This window comes from Culturomica sp. (genome assembly GCF_003524185.1).
Taxonomy (GTDB): domain Bacteria; phylum Bacteroidota; class Bacteroidia; order Bacteroidales; family Marinifilaceae; genus Culturomica; species Culturomica massiliensis.
Window position 1 is genome coordinate 55,450 of sequence record NZ_DOED01000033.1, and the last position, 19,162, is coordinate 74,611.

At 42.8% G+C, this 19,162-nt stretch carries 12 protein-coding genes and 1 tRNA gene; 6 read left to right on the forward strand and 7 right to left on the reverse strand.

Annotation, left to right across the window (positions count from 1 at the left end; genetic code table 11):
• Positions 1 to 29 precede the first annotated feature (29 nt).
• A complete protein-coding gene (sppA, locus tag DD657_RS11445) occupies positions 30 to 1,832 on the reverse strand; it encodes a signal peptide peptidase SppA (protein WP_021989084.1) in 1,803 nt (600 codons plus the stop codon).
• Positions 1,833 to 2,535: 703 nt separating this feature from the next.
• On the opposite strand from sppA, the gene murA reads away from it, so the two are divergent.
• The gene (murA, locus tag DD657_RS11450; protein ID WP_021989083.1) at positions 2,536 to 3,843 is read left to right on the forward strand and encodes a UDP-N-acetylglucosamine 1-carboxyvinyltransferase; all 1,308 of its coding nucleotides are present in this window, start codon (positions 2,536 to 2,538) and stop codon (positions 3,841 to 3,843) included.
• Here murA and folK read toward each other — a convergent pair.
• From folK to DD657_RS11465, 3 genes are all read right to left on the reverse strand, one after another.
• Positions 3,840 to 4,337 carry a 2-amino-4-hydroxy-6-hydroxymethyldihydropteridine diphosphokinase gene (gene folK / locus DD657_RS11455; RefSeq protein ID WP_021989082.1) on the reverse strand — a complete coding sequence of 166 codons (498 nt, stop codon included), beginning with the start codon at positions 4,335 to 4,337 and terminating at the stop codon, positions 3,840 to 3,842. The genes murA and folK overlap by 4 nt on opposite strands.
• Before the next feature lie 20 nt (positions 4,338 to 4,357).
• Positions 4,358 to 5,023: a DUF4290 domain-containing protein gene (locus DD657_RS11460; protein ID WP_021989081.1), complete on the reverse strand. Its 666-nt coding sequence runs from the start codon at positions 5,021 to 5,023 to the stop codon at positions 4,358 to 4,360.
• Positions 5,024 to 5,202: 179 nt separating this feature from the next.
• Complete coding sequence (locus DD657_RS11465) at positions 5,203 to 7,467, reverse strand: ATP-dependent helicase (RefSeq protein WP_287050023.1); 2,265 nt, start codon at positions 7,465 to 7,467, stop codon at positions 5,203 to 5,205.
• A gap of 172 nt (positions 7,468 to 7,639) precedes the next feature.
• Between DD657_RS11465 and DD657_RS11470 the strand changes: the two genes are divergently transcribed.
• Positions 7,640 to 8,881 carry a T9SS type B sorting domain-containing protein gene (locus DD657_RS11470; protein ID WP_068691727.1) on the forward strand — a complete coding sequence of 414 codons (1,242 nt, stop codon included), beginning with the start codon at positions 7,640 to 7,642 and terminating at the stop codon, positions 8,879 to 8,881.
• A 182-nt stretch (positions 8,882 to 9,063) separates the two neighbouring features.
• On the opposite strand, the gene DD657_RS11475 is transcribed toward DD657_RS11470, so the two are convergent.
• A tRNA-Leu gene (locus DD657_RS11475) sits at positions 9,064 to 9,148 on the reverse strand.
• Between the two features lie 259 nt (positions 9,149 to 9,407).
• Here DD657_RS11475 and DD657_RS11480 point away from each other — a divergent pair.
• From DD657_RS11480 to DD657_RS11490, 3 genes are read left to right on the forward strand one after another with little or no spacing between them, the layout of a single operon-like run.
• Complete coding sequence (locus DD657_RS11480) at positions 9,408 to 11,690, forward strand: glycoside hydrolase family 20 protein (RefSeq protein ID WP_287049941.1); 2,283 nt, start codon at positions 9,408 to 9,410, stop codon at positions 11,688 to 11,690.
• 11 nt (positions 11,691 to 11,701) lie between these two features.
• On the forward strand, positions 11,702 to 14,116 hold the full coding sequence (locus DD657_RS11485) for a TonB-dependent receptor (RefSeq protein ID WP_287049942.1): 2,415 nt from the start codon (positions 11,702 to 11,704) through the stop codon (positions 14,114 to 14,116).
• Positions 14,117 to 14,132: 16 nt separating this feature from the next.
• On the forward strand, positions 14,133 to 14,735 hold the full coding sequence (locus DD657_RS11490) for an HAD family hydrolase (protein ID WP_021989076.1): 603 nt from the start codon (positions 14,133 to 14,135) through the stop codon (positions 14,733 to 14,735).
• A gap of 75 nt (positions 14,736 to 14,810) precedes the next feature.
• Here the strand turns inward: DD657_RS11490 and DD657_RS11495 are convergent, their stop codons facing one another.
• Together DD657_RS11495 and DD657_RS11500 are read right to left on the reverse strand one after the other, a co-directional pair.
• Positions 14,811 to 15,782, reverse strand: coding sequence for a polysaccharide biosynthesis protein (locus tag DD657_RS11495; RefSeq protein ID WP_021989075.1), 972 nt, complete (start codon positions 15,780 to 15,782; stop codon positions 14,811 to 14,813).
• Positions 15,783 to 15,962: 180 nt separating this feature from the next.
• Complete coding sequence (locus tag DD657_RS11500; protein WP_068691736.1) at positions 15,963 to 17,318, reverse strand: MATE family efflux transporter; 1,356 nt, start codon at positions 17,316 to 17,318, stop codon at positions 15,963 to 15,965.
• A 497-nt stretch (positions 17,319 to 17,815) separates the two neighbouring features.
• On the opposite strand from DD657_RS11500, the gene DD657_RS11505 reads away from it, so the two are divergent.
• Entirely contained in the window at positions 17,816 to 19,144 is a 1,329-nt protein-coding gene (locus DD657_RS11505) for a S28 family serine protease (protein ID WP_021989073.1), read from the forward strand.
• Positions 19,145 to 19,162: the final 18 nt, after the last annotated feature.

Here is a 19,162-nt window from a genome sequence, read left to right on the forward strand (position 1 = left end):
ATCTGTAATTAAATATGTTAATGCAAGGCTTATTCGATGGCTAAGTTGTAAGGTATCCGTGCCATCAGACCCTGCGGTATATTTTTAAATTCCTGTAATTGCCGGAATGTTTCATAAAAATTGCCCAATTCTTCTTTCATAATCCGTGTTTTGGCTGAAGAAGAGAAGTTATTGAGTAATTCTTCCAGAAAATCTTTTTCTACAGGGTATTCTGTAATTCTGTATTTTTCAATTCCGGCTTTGTATGCAGCAATTTCAATCGCTTGTTCCAAACCGCCCAATACATCAACCAGACCTACCTGTAAAGCATCAGCTCCTGTCCATACACGTCCCTGGGCAATTTCGTGCACTTCGTCTCTGGTCATGTGACGTCCCTGAGCCACCCGGGACAAGAATGTTTCATAACCCCGTTCAATATATTTTTGAAGGACTTCTTTTTCATAGGTAGTTAACGGACGGTTACTGATAGGCAAGGGAAGCGGTGCGCCTCCACCGAAATCACTGTGAGCATTTGTTTTAACAGTACTTCCCGTGATGCCCATTTTGTCTTTGAATAGTTTTTCTCCGGAGAAGAATTGTCCGAAAATACCGATCGATCCTGTTAACGTAGTCGGGTCGGCAACAATTGTGTCGGCAGCACAGGAAATATAATAGCCGCCGGAAGCAGCTACGTTACCCATGGAAACGATAAACGGCTTGGTTTGGCTGGCCAACTGAACTTCCCGCCAGATGATATCGGATGTTAAAGCACTTCCTCCCGGAGAATTGACACGCAGGACGATGGCTTTGATGTTTTTATCTTTCCGGGCTTTACGTACTGTTTGTGCCAGTTCCGGCCCGATTGTTGTTGCCGTTTGGGATATGCCGATTTCTCCCGAAGCATATATGACGGCAATTTTATCTTTTATAATTTCGCTTTTTATATTGGGAACAGCAGCCTTTTTATAATCGTTTAAACTGATAAAGTTCAACTTATCTTCAGGCTTTATACCACATTTCTCTTTTAGTATATCGAGCATGGTGTCTTCATAGAAAACGCCGTCAAAAAGACCGTATGCTTTGTCTGTCTCAGGAGTGCGGATTTCCAGATGATCTGCCAGCCAATTCAGAGAATCGACACTGATCGGACGGGTTTCGGAAATGCCTAGTAACAGATGTCCCCAAAGTGATTTTAAATAGGTTTCGATCTGTTCGCGGTTGGCCGGACTCATTTCTGTTTGCGTAAACGGTTCTACTGCTGATTTGTATTTGCCGACTTTTACGATGTCTACTTTCAAGCCGATTTTATCCAGCATGTCTTTGTAGAAAAAGCTGGTGCCTCCCATACCCGCTAAAATCAGCGGACTTTCCGGATTTACAAAGACGCTGTCGGCAATTGTTGCCAAATAATAACTTTTTTGGGAATATCCTAAATTCGAATAACTGTAGATGAATTTGCCGCTTGCTTTGAATTCTTGTAATGCATTGCGGATTTCAACTGTTGTGGCCAATCCTCCGAAATTACTTTCAATTTCGGTAAGGTCCAGATAAATACCTTTAATCCGGTCGTCTTTTTGGGCTTTTCCGATGTTTTTTAAAATGTCGTTCAAGCCTGTAGATTCTATCGATTTCATGGACATAAAGTTAAAATTGTCCATGGGGTTTGCGGAAGCTCTGTCCGGGATATTTCCTTTAAACTGAAGATGTAAAATGCTGTTGTTTTTTACTTCAGCCGGCTTGTCGCCGAAAGACGCGATAATTCCGATAAAACCGAAGAATATGAAAATCATCAGAATATGTACGATGATCACTCCGACGATGGTTGCAAGGGTGTATTTTAAAAAACTTTTCATAGAATTTATATTAATCGTTTTGATTTTAGATGTCTGTAGTAAATAACCGGGTCGATTAAATCATTTAAATAATTGCTGTTAACCGGAACATTGTTTACAAAAGTAGCCATATAATTTTTTTGACACAAGGGCAATGTCGAATATTTTTTGTTTTACAGTAAAATAATGTACTTATAAATTTTAGATTTACGATTTACGATTTTAGATTGAACGCACAGGCCAACCTTAAAGAAAATTTTAGATTTACGATTTATGATTTTAGATTAAACGCACAGGCCAACGCTAAAAGAGAATTTTAGATTTTAGATTTATGATTTTAGATTATACCCACAAGGCAATCCTAAATAAAATTTTAGATTTATGATTTACGATTTTAGATTAAATGCACAAGCCAACGCTAAAGAGAATTTTAGATTGACGATTTTAGATTTTAGATTATACCCACAAGGCAACCCTAAAAGAATTTTAGATTTATGATTTACGATTTTAGATTGAACTCACAGGCCAACGCTAAAGAAAATTTTAGATTGACGATTGTAGATTGTAAATTTTAAATTGTCTGACAACCTGATTCCTTGTCAGATTCATTTAATCTAAAATCGTAAATCTAAAATCTACAATTAAAACGTTGGATTTTGCTTTCTTTTTTAATAGTTTTACAAACGATGGAACAGATTTTATTTTGAGATAAATACCGAGTACTATGAGCAGGTTTGTAATTACCGGAGGACGGAGGCTGAAAGGAGAACTTTGTCCCCAAGGTGCTAAGAATGAAGCATTGCAAGTGATATGTGCCACCTTGCTGACGAAAGAAGAAGTGGTTATTTCCAATGTCCCGGAGATATTGGACGTTTTAAAATTGATCGAATTGTTACAGGGCATGGGAGTGAAGGTGGAGCATATATCGCACGGAGAATTTGCTTTTTGTGCTTCGGGGATCGATTACCGTTATTTTGAAACTGAAGATTTTTATAATAAAGCTGTAAGTTTGCGGGGATCGATTATGATTTTAGGTCCCTTGCTGGCAATTCACGGCTGTGGCATTATTCCGAAGCCCGGAGGCGATAAGATCGGGCGCCGGCGGTTGGATACCCATTTCCTCGGGTTTGAAAAATTGGGAGCAACATTCGAATACGATGCGTTGAATAGTTGCTTTAAAGCTTCTGCAGCCAAATTGAAGGGAAATTATATGTTACTGGACGAAGCATCGGTGACAGGTACGGCGAATATCATCATGGCTGCCGTGTTGGCTGAAGGAGTAACGACGATTTACAATGCAGCTTGTGAGCCTTATGTACAACAGCTGTGTCTGATGCTGAATTCCATGGGAGCTAAAATTTCAGGTATAGCCTCTAATTTACTGACCATAGAAGGGGTTCGTGAGTTGCATGGATGCCGCCACCGTTGTTTGCCGGATATGATTGAAGTAGGCAGTTACATCGGTTTGGCAGCGATGACCCGGTCGGAGATTACGATCAAAGATGTGAATATCCGTCAGCTCGGAATTATTCCGGATGCTTTCCGGAAATTGGGTGTGCGGGTAGAAGAACGTAATGATGATTTATTTATTCCCCGGCAGGAGCATTATATGATCGAAGATTTTATCGACGGTTCCATACTGACGATGGCAGATGCGCCTTGGCCCGGTTTGACGCCGGACTTACTTAGTGTGTTCCTGGTTGTGGCTACGCAGGCGAAAGGAAGTGTGTTGATTCACCAGAAGATGTTTGAAAGCCGGCTTTTTTTCGTGGATAAGCTGATTGATATGGGAGCGAAGATCATTCTTTGTGACCCCCACCGGGCAACCGTAATCGGACAAAATCATGAATCCCAGTTGCGGGCGACGAAAATGACCTCTCCCGATATCCGGGCGGGTATAGCCTTGCTCATTGCGGCATTATCGGCTAAAGGTACCAGTTCCATTCACAATATCGATCAGATAGACAGGGGATATGAGCATATCGATGATAAATTGAATGCAATCGGTGCGGAGATTGTGAGATACAGTTAAAAGTTCAAATCTGGTAGTTTCTTTACGAGCAGATGATCCGGACTTTTTTTCAATAAATCGGCGATTGTTTCGTTGAATACAGGATGCCGGAATTCCGGCATCAGTTCATTCAACGGAATGAGTACGAAATTCCGTTCGGTGATCCGGGGATGAGGAATGGTCAGTTCCGGAGTATTGAGAATGATCGATTCGTAGAAGAGAATGTCAATGTCGATTGTGCGGGATTGGTAGCGTGGACCTGTATGGCGAACCCGCCCCAATTGTTGTTCTGTTTGCAGGCAGGATGCCAAAAAATCCCGGGGCGACAATGCCGTATCGAATAATACGATGCGGTTTAAAAAGACTTCCGGACTATCGAATCCCCAAGGCTCGGTTTCGTAATAAGAAGACATTTCCATTATTTCTCCGGCATGCAAAGCCAGGGCCGAAATCGCTTTTTCTATGATCTCTTGCCGGTTGCCGGTGTTGCTTCCGAAAATAACTGTGACTTTCATGAAAAAGGGTGGAGCGGCTTTTAATGTTGCTTTTTGTAATAGTTATGGTTGTTGCCGTTGTTGTTATTTTTCCCGTTGTTCTTGTTGTTGTTTTTGTTAACCATCGGTTTGTTGGAACTGGGTTTGCTTTTCTTTTGCAACAGGTCTTTGGAATTTGAGAGGGTCATTCCTTCCGGTAAAATGACGGAACTGCCGTAGTAAGTGTTGATGTCGTTGTAAATTTGTTCGTCCTCGACACTGTCTTTGTTCCACGTCAGGAAGGATTTTTTCATGTGGTTGGCCGTAAGGACAATTAAGGCTCTTTTTTGTTCGGGATCTTCTGTTTCCTTGATTTTTTCAATCAGTTTTTCAACTAATTTTCCGTAGTGCCGGTATTTAATGTGATTGGTCTGGTACGGGAGTTTTTCCGGTTTCTCATTTATTTTTTCCAGAGAAGGAAGCGGATAGGGCGTTTCGATATCTAATTTGAAACCGGACATGATCGCCAAATGATCCCATAGTTTATGGCGGAAATCCGGAACATCCCGTAAATGAGGGTACAGATTACCCATGACGTCGATAATCGTTTTAGCAGCCCGGGTACGCTCGTCCCGATCCTGGATCGTTAATATATGATCCACCATTTTTTGAATATTTCTACCGTATTCGGGAAGAAGCAGTTTTTTCTTTTGGGTATTATAGTCCATGCGTTCCGATAATTTTGGAGTGCTTTTCAGCAATTTTGAAGATATGTACGGCTTGCTTTGCCTTTAAATTTTTATTTCCTTTTTTGGAAAGTTCCGGGAAAGTACAATTGTTGTTTGCCGGAGAACTTTTTAGAATTGTGTGACAAAGATAAGCTTTTTTGGTTATTTAAACAGTATAATTAGTCTTCTTGTGTATATATTTTTGCAAATTTTAACAATAACGTTTTGTTTCCTTCTTTTGTAAAGAGAACTTTTGCTTTTTTATTTACGCCCAGTCCTTCCAGGGCGATGACCTTACCCGTCCCGAATGTCGGATGGAAGATGATCATACCGGGAAGGACCTGTCCGGGCTCGATTTGTTTCAATCGCGAACGGTCTAATTCCGGGATATCGGTTACAGGCGGCTTGGCTAAAGAAATCGTCGGTTTATGAGTAGAAACGGGAGTTTTGAGTCTAAAGCCGGACGATTCGTTCCGGGGACTTATAAAGCCTTCCACATAATGAGGATCGATTTCTGAGATAAACCGGGATGGCCGGGTCGGAACGATCTGTCCATTCCGGTAACGGGAATTTGCATAAGATATAACGACTCTTTTTTCTGCCCGGGTGAGGGCAACGTAAAACAGGCGTCTTTCTTCTTCCAGAGCGGAGGGTGTGGAGGTGCTCTGTTGGGCCGGAAACAGTTCTTCTTCGATACCTGTCATAAAGACATTGGGGAATTCCAAACCTTTGGCTGCGTGGATTGTCATGAGGGTTACCTTGTTATTGTCCTCTGCTTTTTCGCTGTCCTGGTCTGTCAGTAAGGCAACGCCTTCCAGAAAAGCGGGCAATTTTTCATTGGCTCCTTCCTTATATGCTGTTTCGCTGAAATCTTTGATTGCATTCAATAACTCCTGGATGTTTTCTTTGCGTGAGATACCTTCAGGCGTACTGTCGACAGATAAATCATCCACGATTCCGGAGGTTTGTGCGATGTAAACGGCGATGTCGTATGCGTTGTCTTCTGAAACCCGTCCCGTGAACTTTTCGATTAGTAGCCGGAAGTTGTTGAGTTTTGTGATCGTCGGTGCATTGAAGTTACCTGTCACTTTATCCAGGTTACACAATACGGTCCATATACTGACCCGGTGTTGAAGGGCAATTTCCCGTACCCTGTCCACGGTGGTATCGCCGATTCCCCGTTTGGGGTAATTGATGATTCGTTTCAGGGCTTCTTCGTCGTTTTGGTTGACGGCCAGCCGGAAATAAGCCAGGAGGTCTTTGATCTCTTTCCGTTGGTAGAAGGATTGTCCGCCGTATATTTTATACGGGATGTTCCGTTTGCGTAAAGCTTCTTCCAGGATACGGGATTGGGCATTTGTCCGGTAAAGTATAGCGAAATCACAATATTCCTGCTGTTCGTAGTTGGCCAGTTTGAAAATTTCGTTGGTTACCTGAAACCCTTCTTCTTTATCCGATAAGGCTCGCAATATTTTTATTTTTTCTCCTTCCTCATTTTCAGAGAAAACCCGTTTGGGGATTTGTTCTTTGTTTTTATTGATGATACTGTTTGCCGCTTCGACGATGGTTGTCGTAGAACGATAGTTTTGTTCCAGTTTGAAGAGGCGGTAGTCGGGATAATCATTCCGGAAATTCAGAATATTTTCAATGCGGGCTCCCCGGAAGGAGTATATGCTTTGTGCATCGTCTCCGACAACACATAAGTTGTGATGCCTTTCTGACAGTTTTTTGATGATCAGATACTGGGAATAATTGGTATCCTGGTACTCGTCGACCAGGATATAGTTGAATTTTTGCTGGTATTTATCCAGTATTTCCGGAAAGTCCCGGAATAAAATATTGGTTTGCAGCAATAAATCGTCGAAATCCATGGTGTCGCTTTGTCTGCAACGCATTTGATAATGTTTGTATATCTCTGCGATCATGGGTTTCCGGGCGGCTGCATCTGCTGTCGTGATGCGGGAAGATTGGGCATAAGCCTGTGCTGTGATGAGGTTGTTTTTGGCCATTGAAATCCGGCCCAATACATCGTTGGGCTTATAGGTCTTGTCGTCCAGTTTCAGGTCTTTGATAATTGCCTTGATCAGGTTTTTGGAATCCTGGGTGTCGTAAATTGTAAAATTAGAGGTATAGCCCAGTTTTTCAGCTTCAAAACGGAGGATTTTCGAGAAGATGGAATGGAATGTACCCATCCATAAGTTTGCTGCATTCTCAGAACCGACAAGCTGGGAGATGCGTTTTTGCATTTCCCGGGCTGCCTTGTTGGTGAAAGTCAGTGCCAGAATTTTATAGGCCGGAATCCCTTTGCTGAGCAGATTGGCAATACGGTAAGTCAATACACGGGTTTTGCCGGAGCCTGCTCCCGCAATCACTAAGGCGGGGCCTTCCGTATTCGCGACGGCTTCCCGTTGATTGGCGTTTAATTCGTTTAAAAAATCCACAATATATATGAAGCTTTATAAATTCATGTTTGGGGCTGTAAAATTAAAAATTAATCCTCAATCAGGCAATTAAGTCCCGGGATTGTTTAATTTTGCCGGAAGATAAAAAGAATATCGTTTTTTTAATTAATATTGCATAAATTAAGGATTGGCGTACGGTCAAAATGGTAGAAGTATGAAGATGACAAGAGTTTTGATATTGATGGTGTGTTTGTTGGGCACTCAATGGGGGATGGGACAAATCCTGTTTTTAGGATGTGATGAAGTGGCGCGGACGGAGTACAATGGAATTCCTTTTTATGCAGTGAAGAATACGCAAAATGATCCGCTTCCTTTCGGACGTGTGCAGTTTATGCCCGACGGCTCTTCCGGTTGGGAGTTTGCCTGGGAATACGAGGGACGTACACAGCCGGTAATGTATGAGGGAGATTCTACTTCTTTAACGGTGGATTTGTTGGGAAACGGTGTTTATTTTTTCCGGGCGGAAAAAGAGGGGGTACATCCGATTGAAGTCGGTTTTACGGTTTTCTATGTTCATATGCCGGTCCGGTTGGGTATAGAGAATGAAATGGATTGCCATTATATCACATTGAAGCTGGAAGGAGTGGAGAATCCGCCCGTATATAACGGGTATCCCGGGGCTGAAAATCCGCTTTATACTGTCGTATGGGGAGGGAAGGAGCGTACTTTGGCTCCGAGTCCGGATTATTACCGGGAAATTTCACAGTTTGTGGAAGGGGAATACCGGGATGTGCAATGCCGGGTAAAAATCAGGGATCGTTTCGGCTTGAACTGGGAGAGCAATGAAGCTACTTATCATTCTTATATCCCTTTGGCCGAGTTCAGTGCCGATCCGATGCAGGGGGAAGCTCCGTTGGAGGTAACTTTTGATAACCGCAGCGAGAATGCCCAGTCTTTCGAATGGTATTTGTATAAAGATACAACGGAGATACAACCGGGAGCTATGAGTGTTGAAGATAGCTTGCTGGATGGAAGAATCTATACCGAGCAGAATTTACCGCCCTATATTTATGAGCATCCCGGTAGCTATAATGTAAAATTGGTGGTTGTTAATACCCGGGGAATCAATCAATGTTCCGATACGGCCTATATCGATCGTTATATTGTCGTAGACTCTTCTTTGGTGGAAGTGCCGAATGTATTTACGCCGAACGGAGACGGTATAAACGACATATTCAAGGTGAAGGCCCAATCTCTGGAATATTTTCACGGTGTGATTATCAATCGGTGGGGACGCAAGGTATATGAATGGGATGATCCGCAGGAAGGCTGGAACGGAAAAATACACGGGAAATATGCCAGTCCGGGAACTTATTATTATATCATCACTGCCCGGGGCCGGGAAATCAAGACTAAAAAATACACCAAAAAAGGTCCCTTATTGCTCGTACGTTAGTGCCGGTTGTTGTTTAATTGTAATTACAATGTCGGATTAAATGAATCAGACAACGGATCAGGTTGCCGGGCAATCTAAAATCTGCAATTTATATGAGGTAAATGCTGAGTTCCAATTTTAAGGAAAATATGAATTCGGAAAAAATAAAAAACGGAGAAAATTTTTAATTTTCTCCGTTTTAGTACTCAGAGCGGGAATCGAACCCGCACATCTGTTGAGGATACTGGATTTTGAGTCCAGCGCGTCTACCAATTCCGCCACCTGAGCAAAGAACTCGGGTGCAAAAGTAGATATTTTTTGAAAATCTGCAAACACTTCGGGGATTTTTTTTATTTATTGTATCTTTTTTCAGAAGTTATGCGTAAAATCAACTGTTCTTAATGTTCAATACTCATGTTCAAAGTTTTCCCCACAGGTCATGGCTTGTGGGGATTTTTAGTGAAAAATCAATAAGTTAAATATTATTTTCGGGTCTCCATAATCCTTTGTATATTTGTCAAATAGAGAAACAACAAAAGATTTGAATATGAAAATTCGGTGGTGGTTCGGTATCGTGATTCTTTTTTTCGTGGGTTGTAAACAAGAGGTTCAGAAGACGGATTGGCAAATAACCGATTTGCAAATCGTACCCCGGCCGAAACAGATTGCTTTGGGAAAAGGATATTTTGAACTGAATGAAAAGACCTGCCTCCGGTATAATTCTTTTTCGGAGGAAATCAGAATTGCAGATAATTTGACGAAAGCGATTGAAGAAAAGACATTGTGGACCATCCGTTCCGCTGACGCAGCCCGGCAGAATGTAATTTGTTTCGCATTGGATTCATTAAGTGATATTCCTGCGGAGGGCTATCGCTTGGCGATTACTCCGGAAAAGGTTGAGTTTAAGGCCAAAACTTCTGCCGGATTGTTTTACGGATTGCAGACCTTTCTGCAATTATTGGCGGACACCTCTCTTTACGATACGAAGGAACAGCTTTGGCGTTTGCCGGTTTTGCGAATAGAAGACGAACCGGCTTTTGCTTACCGGGGAATGCATTTGGATGTGTCCCGGCATTTTTATCCGGTTGAATTTATATATAAATATCTGGATTTGATGAGTTACTATAAGTTCAATACTTTTCATTGGCATTTGACAGATGCCGGCGGCTGGCGGCTGGAAATCCGGCAATATCCCGGATTGGTGGAAAAGGGTGCCTGGCGTACACAGGAAGATTGGCGCAAATGGTGGGTAGGCGGAGATCGCAAATACGCTTTGAAAGATGATCCGGGGGCCTATGGCGGTTACTATACGGAGAAGGAGATACGCAATATTGTCGCTTATGCGGCAGAAAGACATATTACCGTTATTCCGGAGATTGAAATGCCGGGACATTCGGAAGAAGTATTGCATGCTTACCCGGAATTGGGGTGCAGCGGTGATATCAGCGATAGCGGTGAGTTTTGTGCCGGTAAGGAAGAGACGTTTGCTTTTATCGAAAAGGTATTGACGACTGTTATGGAATTGTTTCCTTCGGAATATATTCATATCGGAGGCGATGAAGCCTCTAAAAAACATTGGCGGAAGTGTCGGTATTGTCAGGAACGGATAAAAAAGGAACATCTGAAGGACGAGGCGGAATTACAAAGTTATTTTATACAACGTGTCGGGAAGTTTATCCATTCCAAAGGACGTAAACTAATCGGTTGGGACGAGATATTGGAAGGCGGTTTGGCAGAAGATGCAATTGTTATGTCATGGCGGGGGGAGAAAGGCGGAATTACAGCGGCGAAGTCCGGTCATGACGTGATCATGACGCCCGGCGAATATTGTTATTTCGATGCCTATCAGGCGGACCCTGTTACACAACCTTATGCCATCGGTGGTTTTACTCCGTACCTGAAAGTATATTCATATAATCCGGTGCCTCCGGAATTGAACGTGCAGGAAGCCCGTCATATTTTAGGGGCCCAGGCGAATGTGTGGACGGAGTATATAGCGACACCCGAACATGTGGAATATATGGTGTTCCCGCGTATGCTTGCTCTGTCGGAGGTTTTGTGGACGCCGCGCGGGAAAAAAGATTCGGCGGATTTTAAAAGGCGTGTGGCTACACACATTCAATGGTTGAAGAAGAGGGGTGTTTGTGTTTTTGAGTTGAGCGACCGGATTGATATGCAGGCGGAGGTAGACACTGTCCGCAAACAGATCAACGTGACTTTCGGCAATGAAAAATACAGACCGGAGATTCGGTATACCGTGGACGGAACGTTACCGGATCAAAATTCGGCCCTTTATACGACACCTGTTGTTATCCGGGATTCCGGACGGATAAAGGCCGCTTTGTTTGAAGGGGGTAAACGTTCCGGTTATATTTCTTCGGCCCGGTTCGACTATCACCGGGCAATCGGGAAGCCGGTCGTATACCATACGAATTACAGCGGGGCTTATCCGGCAGCCGGAGCAGGGACACTGACGGACGGTTACCGGGGAGGTCTGACTTATCATGACGGCTGCTGGCAAGGTTTTTTGAAGCATATAGATGTGACGATAGATATGGGAGAAAATATGGATTTAGGGTATGTATCGGTGAAATTTATGCAACTCACCGGTCCGGGAGTATATATGCCCCGTTATGTGAAAGTTAGTGTTTCGGAGGATGGAAATCATTTCCGGGAAGTCGGGAAAGTCGTAAATGATATTCCGGATGACCGGCCGGAACTTTGTTTCAAGGATTTTACGTTACATTTTAAGGAACATGCCCGTTATATCCGGTTGTTTGCTCTAAAGCAAAAAGGGTTTATGTTTGCAGATGAAATTGTCATATACTAAAAAATACATGAATGAAGTATCGTATTCTTATTGGGTTGATAGGTTTGCTGATTTTCGGTCAGACATTGAAGGCTCAGAATCGTTGTGTCGTTAAAGGACGTGTTTTTGATGCCGTCAGTCAGGAAGGTATCCCTTTTGCCAATGTCCTCCTTTATGGAACGACTATAGGTGTTGCCGCAGATGAAAACGGACAGTTCCGGCTTGAAAATGTCACACCTGGTTTTGTTCGCCTGGAAGTCAGTAGCATTGGGTATAAAACCCATGTGACTGGTGAATTTATGGTCAATACGGCAGCAGAGCGGACTGAAAATGTGGGTTTGGAAATAGAGGCGACAGCATTGGAACAGGTTACTGTGAAAGCTAGCCCTTACCGTAAGACGGCCGACAGTCCTGTTTCCTTGCAACGAATCGGAATTGCTGAAATAGAAAAAAATCCGGGAGGAAACCGTGATATTTCAAAAGTTGTGCAGTCTATGCCCGGGGTGCTCTCTTCTCCTGCCTTTCGGAATGATTTTGTGGTAAGGGGCGGAGGACCTGCGGAAAATCGTTTTTATCTGGACGAGGTGGAATTGCCCAACTTGAATCATTTTGCGACACAGGGAGCTTCCGGTGGGGTAGTTAGTATTGTGAATATCGATTTTGTGCGTGAAGTAAATTTTTATTCCGGAGCTTTTCCTGCTGCCTGTGGAAATATGCTTAGCTCTATGCTCGATTTTCATCAGATAGAAGGCAATCCCGACCGGATCAAGGTAAGGGCTACCGTGGGGGCGACAGACTATGGGTTGTCTTTAGACGGACCTTTACTGCCTAAAACGACTTTTTTGGTATCTGCCCGGCGGAGTTATCTGAAAATGTTGTTTGGAATTATCGGACTTCCTTTTTTGCCGGTGTATAATGATTTCCAGTTTAAGACCGTCACCCGTTTTAATCCGAAAAACGAGCTCACCATACTGGGGATCGGTGCTTATGATGTGAATCATCTGAATACCGATATGAAAGATCCGGACGACGGTCAGAAATATTTGTTGAATTGGTTGCCGGAAAGCCGGCAGTGGAGCTATACTGTCGGGGCGACATTCAAACATTACGGAAACAATTGGCATCATTTGTTTGTATTGAGCCGGAGCGGACTGCATAATAAGATTGAAAAGTATACGGATAACGATGAACATAAACCTAAAACCGTGGATTTCCGCTCGGGGGAAACCGAAAATAAATTCCGGTTTGAGCATCGCCGGCTGACTTCTGCAGGATATAAACTGAATGTAGGAGCTGCCCTGGAATATGCGCAGTACGACAATACCACATTCCGGAGAATGTTTGTCGGCGGAGAAGCGGCTGTTCAGGATTATTCGCGGGAGTTGAACATGTGGAAATGGGCTGTATTCGGACAGGTATCCAAGGCTTTTTTTCAGGAACGGTTGTTGTTGTCGTTCGGAGCCCGGTTTGACGGTTGTAGTTATACAAGTGAAACCGGTGATTTGTTCCGTCAATTTTCTCCCCGTTTTTCCTTCTCTTATGCCTTGGGTGAACAGTGGTCGTTAAACGGAAATATCGGCCGGTATTATCAATTGCCGGCTTATACGACTTTAGGATATGCTGACTCCAGGGGGGTATTGTTGAATAAGGCTACTAAAACCGGTTATATCGGTTCCGGTCATTATGTGGCGGGCCTGGAGTACCGCCCGGGAGCCCTGACAAAGATTACGTTGGAAGGTTTTTATAAGACTTACGACCGTTATCCGGTATCCCTGATCGATTCGGTAGCGTTGGCCAATAAAGGAACCGATTATGTTGCCGTCGGCGATGAGCCGGTTAGGCCGGTAGGGGAAGGACGTGCTTATGGTCTGGAATTGATGCTGAGGACCCAGGAATTTTACGGAATAGTGGCTTCTTTGGCCTATACGTGGTATTATTCGGAGTTCAAGGCCTTGGATCATCAGTTGCATCCGACCGGACGTTATATTCCGAGTAGCTGGGACAACCGTCATATTTTCTCTTTGACGGCTACCCGTAAGGTCGGTAAGAATTGGGATTTTGGTCTGAAATGGAGATATGTTGCGGGAGGTCCCTATACTCCTTACGACAGGGAAACTTCTTCGCGGATAGAAGCCTGGGATGCCAAACATCAACCTTATTACGATTATTCCCGTTTCAATACGGGACGTTTGCCGGCTTTTCATCAATTGGATATTCGGGTAGACCGTAGTTTTTATTTTCGGAAATGGGCATTGATTTTGTATGCCGATATACAGAATATTTATAATTATAAAGCTTTGGGACCCGCTATTCCGGTGCCGGTGGAGAATCCGGACGGCAGTTATCAGAAAGATCCTGACAGAGAGGGATATTATCTGATGCGTACGATTAAAAATGAACTGGGAGGAACGGTTCTGCCGTCGGTAGGTATTATTATTGATTTTTGATTTTATAAGTTTATATATGAAGAATATTGTATTTGATTTGGGAGGGGTTGTATTGGACTGGAATCCCCGGAAAGTAGAGGCGAATTTTCAAGGCAACCGCGCTTTGCTCCGGTATTTGCTCGATCATGATTTTTTTCAGCAATACTGGACTGAATTTGATCGGGGAACGTATACGGAAAAGGAAATTATCGATCTGATGTCTTCTTTGTCCGGATTCCCGGTAGAAGAATGCCGGGAGTTGGTGGAATTTGTCAAATTCTCCTTGACGGATATTCCGGAGACGGTTCGTTTGATCCGTCAATTGGCAGAAGAAGGATATAGTTTGTATTGTCTTTCAAATATGTCTGTCGAGTTTTATGAATATTTAAAACCCCGGGAGTTTTTTCATTATTTTAAAGGACAGATTATTTCGGGTATTGAAAAGCTGGTAAAACCGGACATGGCGATTTACCGGTTGCTGACGACCCGATTCGGACTTCATCCTTCGGAGACATTATTCGTCGATGATCTGGAGAAAAATGTTGATGTGGCGCAATCCATGGGATTTCATGTCGTACATTTTGCCGATCGGGAAAAAGGGTATGCCGGAATCCGGGAATTTATCCGGACGGGTAAATAAGGTTTATATGATTTAGGGTTTCTCTCTTGACAGGATGGTGGATATAATTTATAATCGTCAGTCTGAAATCTGTATTTAATAAATCTTGATTAAGCTTTTCATTTCTTCTACATTGATTTTATCGGGGTTGTTCTGGGAGTTGAACTCAAAACCCACGGGAACAGGTACGGCCGAATAGTGCATACAATATTCCTCTTTATCGGCATAGGGAGGAACAATGATATAGCTGTCTTTGTTTTCGATGGTGTAGAAGGATTCATAACGGGTGACCATTTCTTCATATAGTTTTTCTCCCGGACGGAGACCGATAATATCTACCCGGGCTTCCGGGTCGATAGCCTGAGTGATCGTCAGTATATTATAGGATTTGAATTTTGGAGAGATGATCTCACCGCCTTTACTTTCAGACAGTATTCGAAGGACTGTTTTTATGCATTCTTCTCCCGTAGCCATAAAACGGGTCATTTGAGGGTCGGTAACGGGAAAACGCTTTTCTTCCCGGGCTTTCCGCAGGAAAAAAGGTATAACGGTACCTGTTGATCCTAAAATATTTCCCAGCCGGACGATTGTCGGTTTAAAGTCGGGATGTTGTTTGTGTGCGGCTATAAAAAGCCGGTCGGATAACATTTTTGTCGCTCCGTACACATTATTTGCCAGGGAAGCCATATCAGTGGATAAAGCCAACAACCGGGCTGTTTTATGCCGGATGGCTGAATCAATCAGGTTTTTTGCCCCTTGTATATTTGTCGTGATGGCTTGCCATGGCTCGGCTTCTGCTTCGGGAACGAGACGTACGGCTGCGGTATGGATGATGAGGTCGATGTCCCGGCAAGCCCGGTCTACTATTGACGGATCGGCTATGTCGCCGCATACGAAGGAAACCGGAGCCTTAGAGAATTGTTGTTTCATCAGGCTCTGTTTTTCCGAATCTTTGGAAAGGATGACGATTTCCCGGATTTCCGGATATAGTTGTAAGACCGTTTCTGTAAATTTTTTTCCGAAAAAGCCGGTTCCTCCGGTAATGAGTATTCTTTTGTGATTGAGCATTTTCTTTATTAAATTATAAGTTTCAGGTTGTAAATTATAAATTACCCGGCAACTGATCCGTTATCAAATTCTTTTGATCTACAATCGTCAATCTAAAATTCTCTTTAGCGTTGGCTTGTGCGTTTAATCTAAAATCGTCAATCGTAAATCTAAAATTAAAACATAGGTAAATATACATTTTTAAGTTCGTTTATGCCAATTTCGGGTGATATAATAAAAACGGGCGCACAGCATGATACCGGTTAGTGTGAGGCCGATAGGGTAACCCAGCCATATTCCGTATAATCCCCAGTTCAGGATAAACCCGAAAATGTAGCAGATAGGCAACGCGATCAGAAAATATCCGATAAAAGAAACGATGGCCATCGATACGACATCTCCCATCCCCCGTAAAGCATTGGCAAACGTTATTTGTAAAGAATCGCCGAACTGGAATGCCAGTAAGAAATATATCAGTACGGAGACGATAGACAGAACTTCCGGAGCATCGGTAAAGAGAATTCCGACGTGATTCCGGAAAATCAGAAAAATAAAAGAGACGGTCAATGCCAGGCAAAGGATGAGGTGATAACCGGCTACGGTCGTTTTACGTACGGCTGCGATGTTGCCGCTGCCGACAAAGTTACTGACACGTACGGATATAGCGGCACCCACTCCATAGTAAATCATAAATCCCAGGGTTGAAATTGCAATGACGACCTGGTGTGCGGCCAAAGCAATGCTCCCTTTGTCCAGCCAGCCGACCATAATGCCGGTGACGCTGAAAAGTCCGTTTTCAAGGCCCATTTGCAGGCCGACCATCCAGCCCATTTTGTTCAGAGCCAATATGTCCGGTTTATTGTAATGACTGCGTTTGTATCCGACCAGATAACGGCGATAATAGATTTTGCGGTAAAATAGAATGAAAAAAGCCACAAACATGACAATGCGGGCGATCAATGTTGAAATTCCCGCGCCTACGACTCCCATTGCCGGACAGCCGAATTTACCGTATATGAATATGTAATTGCCTATGATGTTCAGTACGTTTGCAGAGAGCATAATATACATGGGGGTCCGTGTATCGGTTATCCCGTCGGCAAATTGTTTGAATGAATTGAAAAGCATGACGAAAAGCAAAGAGGCCAGATGTAATAAAAAGTAAGGCCGTATCAAGGGTAAAAGCTCTTCCGGCTGTCCCATCCTGTCTATGTTCAGGTACATGATAAACATGAGTACGGTCATGAGCAGTCCTATACACCCGTTGACGAGGAGACTGTTACGTAATAATTGTCCGATTTTGAATTTGTCACGTTTTCCGAAAAACTGTCCGACTAAAGGAGTCAGGCCGTACGAAAATCCGAGCCCGAAAAGTATGGGGATGTTGAAAACACTATTGACAAAAGAGGCCGCTGCTAAATCCAGTGTAGCGTATTGGCCTACCATCATGTTGTCTGCCAGTCCGACGATGACGATTCCCAACTGTCCGATGACAATCGGAAGCCCCAAACGTAGGATGGCTTTATAATCTTCTTTAAAAGTGGTAAAATAGCTCATATTTAAATGTGTCTTATTGAAGACACGGATATATTGTTTCAATAAAAACAGGTCCCGTTATTTACGGGTCGACAAATATAGTCTGAAAATTCGGAAATTAATACGCTGTAAAAAATAGAACGTTTTGATTGTAGATTTTAGATTTACGATTTACGATTTTAGATTGAGCGCACAAGCCAACGCTAAAGAGAATTTTAGATTTACGATTGTAGATTTTAGATTAAACACACAAGCCAGCGCTAAAGAAAATTTTAGATTTACGATTGACGATTGTAGATTAAAAGAATTTGATAACAGATCAGGTTGTCAGGTAATTTAAAATTTACAATCTAAAATTTACAATTTATATAGATGTCGTTTGATGGTTTAAACTGTTCTGAATAAAGTGATTAATTGGTGGCGAATCGCCGATGGATAACGCTTCGGATATAAACTGGATAAAGTCAGTAAAATTTAAAATTTAAATTTATATCTTGCGCCTATAAAAATGTGTACAGATGAAGAGACTATTTTTCTTTTTGTGTTTCCTGTTTATTTTGACAGGAGCGGTATGGGCAGAAAGTGGCATACGTGAAAAGTTGCAGCAAATCAAGGGAGTCAGCGACATTAAAGAAATGAAAATTGATTCTTTTGATGAGTATTATGAGTTTTGGTATGAGCAGCCGGTTGATCATGAAAATCCTGCTTTAGGCAGTTTTAAGCAACGGGTTTTGTTGGGGCATAAAAAAAAGCAGCAGGCACCGGTGATTGTTGAGATTCAAGGATACAATATCTGGACTCCGGAAGCAGGAGAATTGGCTAATTTGTTGGATGGAAATCAATTGACGATCGAGCATCGTTTTTTTAATAATAGCGTACCTGCAGGCGGTGTACCCTGGAAATATCTGACGATCAAACAGGCTGCGACAGACCAGCATGAGGTGATTCAGGCGATAAAGAAAGCCATTTACCCGGACTCAAAATGGATTACTACGGGTATCAGCAAGGGAGGACAAACAACGATTTTCCATCGTTATTTTTATCCGGAGGATGTGGATATCAGTGTGCCTTATGTAGCCCCGTTGAATCTGGAATATGTGGATCCCAGGATACAAAAATTCCTGGATAGGGTCGGTTCTCCTAAAGGTGGGTTGGGACGTTACTTTTTCGGAAGTAGTGAGGGTAACGATTGCAATTGGAGTATTCACAAATTTCAGGAACTTTGTTTTGCAAATATCGATGCATTGGTTCCGAAGGTTGCCGAATATGCCGAAGACAAAGGATATACTTTTGAGATGGCAGGCGGTTTGAAACGCGTTGTGCAATTGATGATTCTGGAGTATCCGTTTGCTTTTTGGCAGTGGGGACACCATTGCAGTAATATTCCCGAAGATGATGACGACATTGATGTTATCTATAACAATTTGATGGAGGTATCCGATCCTTCTTTTTTTGAAGATAAGCATATTGTTCAGCAACAGCCTTTCTTTTATGCTGCTTTGACAGAAATCGGGATGTACGATTATAAGGTGAAACCGTTTAAAAAATACCTGTCCGATAAGGAGGATATTACGTTTACTTTTACGATGCCAGAAGGTTTGGAATTACCTCCGTTTAATGATAAACAGATGAAGGCTATCAATCACTGGTTGCAGACGGATGCGGAGAAGATGCTTTTTATTTACGGAGGCTTGGATCCATGGGGAGCTACATCTGTTGATTTGAAAAATAACTCGAAGTGTAAAAAATACGTAAAGGGAGATATGCACCACGGCTGTCGGATTAAACATTTTGAAGAAATCACCCGGCAGGATATAATCGAGACATTGAAATCTTGGTTGAAATAGAAGGTTTTAATTTTAGAT